At 70.9% G+C, this 4,149-nt stretch carries 4 protein-coding genes and 1 pseudogene; 3 read left to right on the forward strand and 2 right to left on the reverse strand.

Annotation, left to right across the window (positions count from 1 at the left end; genetic code table 11):
• Window positions 1-126: 126 nt before the first annotated feature.
• Together ABZS54_RS42330 and ABZS54_RS42335 are read right to left on the reverse strand one after the other, a co-directional pair.
• Window positions 127-978: a PaaX family transcriptional regulator C-terminal domain-containing protein gene (locus ABZS54_RS42330; RefSeq protein WP_355548610.1), complete on the reverse strand. Its 852-nt coding sequence runs from the start codon at window positions 976-978 to the stop codon at window positions 127-129.
• A 52-nt stretch (window positions 979-1,030) separates the two neighbouring features.
• Window positions 1,031-2,668, reverse strand: a complete 1,638-nt coding sequence (locus ABZS54_RS42335; protein WP_355548613.1) for an AMP-binding protein — start codon at window positions 2,666-2,668, stop codon at window positions 1,031-1,033.
• A gap of 352 nt (window positions 2,669-3,020) precedes the next feature.
• Between ABZS54_RS42335 and ABZS54_RS42340 the strand changes: the two are divergent.
• From ABZS54_RS42340 to ABZS54_RS42350, 3 genes and pseudogenes are all read left to right on the forward strand, one after another.
• A pseudogene (locus ABZS54_RS42340) lies at window positions 3,021-3,143 on the forward strand (SAM-dependent methyltransferase); the annotation flags it as partial.
• A 298-nt stretch (window positions 3,144-3,441) separates the two neighbouring features.
• Entirely contained in the window at window positions 3,442-3,948 is a 507-nt protein-coding gene (locus tag ABZS54_RS42345) for a SigE family RNA polymerase sigma factor (RefSeq protein ID WP_355548616.1), read from the forward strand.
• A partial coding sequence (locus ABZS54_RS42350) for a hypothetical protein (RefSeq protein ID WP_355548619.1) occupies window positions 3,945-4,149 on the forward strand: 205 nt, incomplete at its 3' end. The genes ABZS54_RS42345 and ABZS54_RS42350, both read left to right, overlap by 4 nt.

Consider the following 4,149-nt stretch of genomic DNA (forward strand, 5'->3'; position numbering starts at 1 on the left):
CAGCCCGGCCGGCGCTTGAGGCCAAACAGCCCGGCCGGCGCTTGAGGCCAAACAGCCCGGCCGGCGCTTGAGGCCAAACAGCCCGGCCGGCGCTTGAGGCCAACCCAGCCCAACCAACGCCCGAGGTCAGCCGAAAACCCCTTCAGCCCGACCCGCACTCGAGGCCAACCCAGCAACCTCCCGAACGTGCCCCCTCGCCCCCTCCGCAAGGAGCGAGTGCAGGGAAAGAAACACCTTCCGAGCCCCCACCGCATTCCAATCCGCCGGCAACAACTCCGCCGGCAACCCCGGATCCAAATACGGCAACCGCCGCCATTGCGTCAACATCGGCACGTAAGTGCGAAACGCATCGACCGTATCCACCACCGGCCGCCGCACGAGTTCGGCGGCGGCCGGCCCATACTCGTCGGTGAACAGCGCGTACTGCTCCTCGATCGCCTCGAAGTCCCACCAGTCCCCGACGGCGGAGCCCAACTGCGCGAACGCCGCATCTCCGGTGAACAGGTGTACGTAGTCCGCGAGTTCGACCCGAATCAGGGTGCGCCGCGCGTCCTCCAACAGCCGGGCCGGCGCGATCCACACCCCGGGCGAGACATTGCCGAAGCCCAACCAGGTCAGGCGCGAACGCAGCTGGTGACGATGCGCGCGCTCGGACTCGGGCACCGAGAAGATCGCCAGCACCCAGCCGTCCTCCAGCCGCGCCGGCTCCAGGTTGCCGAAGATCCGCCGATCGCCCTCGTCGAAGATCGACTCCATCGCCGGACTGAGCCGATACCCGGTGCCGTCCCGCCGCTCCTGGGTGAGCGTGCCGCGCTTCTTCAGCCGCGAGATCGCCGATCGCACCGCCGGCGCGTCCACGCCGAGTTCGCCCATCAACACGATCAGGTCGGCGATCGAGATCCACCCGCCGAGACCACGCACGAACGCGCCGTACACGGTGTTGATCAAAGAGCTGGGCCGGGCCGGGGTCTCCGCCATGGTCGCCTTCCTCGCGGAGTCTGGTTCGCCGGCGATCCTATCCGGGCGCCGGTCACGCCTCGGTTACCGGCGTACCCTCGGCCGCGCGCCGACGCAGTTCACCGCGCCGCAGCTTGCCCGTGTCGGTACGCGGCAACTCGGGCACGAACTCGACCAGCCGCGGGTACTTGTACGGCGCCATGGTCTGCTTCACGAACGTCTGAAGCGCGCGCGCCGTCGCCTCGTCCGCGGTCACCCCCGGGTGCAGCACCACGTATGCCTTGACCACCATGCCGCGCCGTTCGTCGGCCGCGCCGACCACCCCGCACTCGGCCACGTCCGGGTGGGTGCACAGCACCGCCTCGACCTCGGGGCCCGCGATGTTGTAGCCCGACGAGACGATCATGTCGTCGCTGCGGGCCTGGTACCAGAGGTAGCCGTCGGCGTCGCGGATGTAGGTGTCGCCGGTGATGTTCCAGCCGTCGCGCACGTAGTCGAACTGTCGCGAGTCGTCGAGGTAGCGGCACCCGGTCGGGCCCTTGACCGCGAGTTGCCCGGGCGTACCGTCCGCGACCGGTTTGCCGTCCGGCCCGAGCACGACGGCCCGATAGCCGGGCACCGGCAGCCCGGTCGCCCCCGGCCGGATCGCGTCGTCGGCGGCGGAGACGAACACGTGCAGCATTTCGGTCGCGCCGATCCCGTCGATGATCCGCGTCCCGATCGCGTCGCGATACGCCTGCCACACGCCGACCGGCAGCGCCTCGCCGGCGGACACGCAGCGCCGTACGCCCGCGAGCAGGTCGGCGAGTCCGGCGCCGAGGATGGCCCGGTAGGCGGTCGGCGCGGTGAACAGTACGGTGACCTGCCGCTCGGCGACGACGGCGGCGAGTTCCTCGGGGGTGGCGCGCTCCAGGAGCAGCGTGGCCGCGCCCGCGCGCAGCGGGAACACCACCAGCCCGCCGAGGCCGAAGGTGAAGCCCAGCGGTGGGGTGCCGGTGAACAGGTCGGTGGGCTCGGGGCGGACGACGTGCGCGGAGAAGGTGTCTGCGATGGCGAGCACGTCCCGGTGGAAGTGCATCGTGGCCTTGGGCCGACCGGTGGTCCCGGAGGTGAACGCGATCAGTGCGACGTCGTCGCACGCGGTGTCCACCGCCTCGAACACGGTGCTCTTCGCGGCGCAGCGGGCGGGCAGCGTGTCCTCGCCTGGGCCGCCGTAGGTCAGTACGCGCAGGCCGGGCGTTTCGGCCGCGTCGAGTTCGGCGGTGAAGCGGTGGTCGCACAGTGCGGCGGTGGGTCGGCCGATCTCGTGAATGGCGTCGAGTTCGTGGGCGCGCAGCAGCGGCATGGTGGTCACCACGACCGCGCCGGCCTTCAGTGCGCCGAACCAACTCGCGACCAGCCAGGGGTTGTTGGGGCCGCGCAACAGGACCCGGTTGCCGGCCACCACGCCGAGGTCCTCGGTCAGGACGTGCGCGACCTGGTTGGCGCGGGTGAGCAGGTCGCCGTAGGTCCAGGACTCGTCGGCGGTGAGCAGGCACCGCCGGTCCGCCCCGTACCGCAGGATGGTGTCGTCGAGCAGCGCCACCGCACAGTTGAGCCGGTCCGGATAGCGCACTTCCGACAGCTCGAAGATCAACTCGGGCCACAGCTCGACCGGCGGCAGCTGATCCCGGGAGAACGTGTCGACGTGCGCGGAGGGACGGAGCTGCATGGCCGACACCTCATCATCCTGTTGCCAGCGTGACGACAGTCAACGGTACGCGACATCGACCCGCGAGGACATCCCCTTGATGCGGCGACCGAGAGGACGGCGGATCGACCCGGGAAAGGGGCTTGATACCGGTGTGATCGCCTGATCAACTGTCGCCGGTTCCCCGAGGAGCCCAGCCGGCTGGTGAGAGACTGTGGTCGCCGGCGGCGTATCGGCTCCAGGTCCCACCGATCTCGCTGCGGTGCAGGATGGTGGTCTTGTCGTGGTAGCCGAGAGCGTCCGCGACGACGGGCACGGGAATCGGCACGGGGTGGGAAAACAGCTGCGAACGGCGGGTGTTGGCTTCGTTCCCGTGGTGGGGCACCAGGATGAGACCAGGGCGGCCTACGACGGGGTCGTCGAGCTGTATGCGTCGATGTTCGCTGATCGGCTGGAGACGCAGCCGCTCGCGCGGGCCATGGTCGGCACCTTCGCCGCGACCGACCGGCCCGAGCGCTCGCCCGGAAGATCTTCCACGGCAGGGCCGGGCAGCTCCACCAGAATTTGCCGGGACGGCATGGAGGACCGGCTCGGGGCGCTCGGCCTGGTCCTGAACGCCCTGGTCCTCTTCAACACCCGCTGCATGGACGCCGCCGTCACTTCGCACACTCGCCCCACATGTGACCGCCGCCACAATCGATCCGGCGGATCGCACGTCACACGACCGCTCGCTCGACCCGTCTAGTCACCAGGGGGGTCGCACGGCTCCCGGGACACGAACGAGGGAGCGGGCGTTGGGCGGGCGAGACGGCTTCACCGAATACGCCCAGGCGGCTGCCCCCAGGCTGCGCCGCACCGCGTTCCTGATCTGCGGCGACTGGCATCTGGCCGAGGACCTCACCCAGACCGCGCTGGAGAAGCTGTACGTGGCCTGGCGCCGGGTCGAGCGCACCGGAAACCCGGACGCGTACGCCAAGCGCGTGGTCCTGAACGCCTACCTGGATCGCCGCCGGCTGCGCAGCTCCGGCGAGGTCCCCGGCGTGGACGCGGAGGCGTTGGCGCGCGTGCCCGCCATGGGCGACGAGAGCGCGGAACTGCGGGTGACCCTGATGGCGGCGCTGCTGCACCTCGTGCCGCGCGACCGGGCCGTGCTGGTCCTGCGCTACTGGGAGGACCAAAGCGTGGACACGGTCGCCGACTTACTCGGCATGTCGCCGGTGGCGGTGCGTACCTGCAGCGTCCGGGCGTTGAAGCGGCTGCGTGCCCGGCTGCCCGAGGGCGAACGGTGCCTGACGTGGTGAGCGGGGGCCGGGGCGCGGACGCCGAGTCCGGCCGGGTCGAGTGCCGGCACGCGTGGGCGAGCGGCGGGGAGGAGAGCACGATGGATCCGTACGAGGAGTTCCGGCCGCGCCTGCGCGAGGAGTTGGCGTTGCTCGACGAGCCGCCGATCGGCGCCCTCGCCGCCCGCGCGGCGGCCGGCGGCCGGCGCCGGGTGCGGCGTG

The sequence above is a fragment of the Embleya sp. NPDC005575 genome (assembly GCF_040605455.1).
GTDB lineage: Bacteria > Actinomycetota > Actinomycetes > Streptomycetales > Streptomycetaceae > Embleya.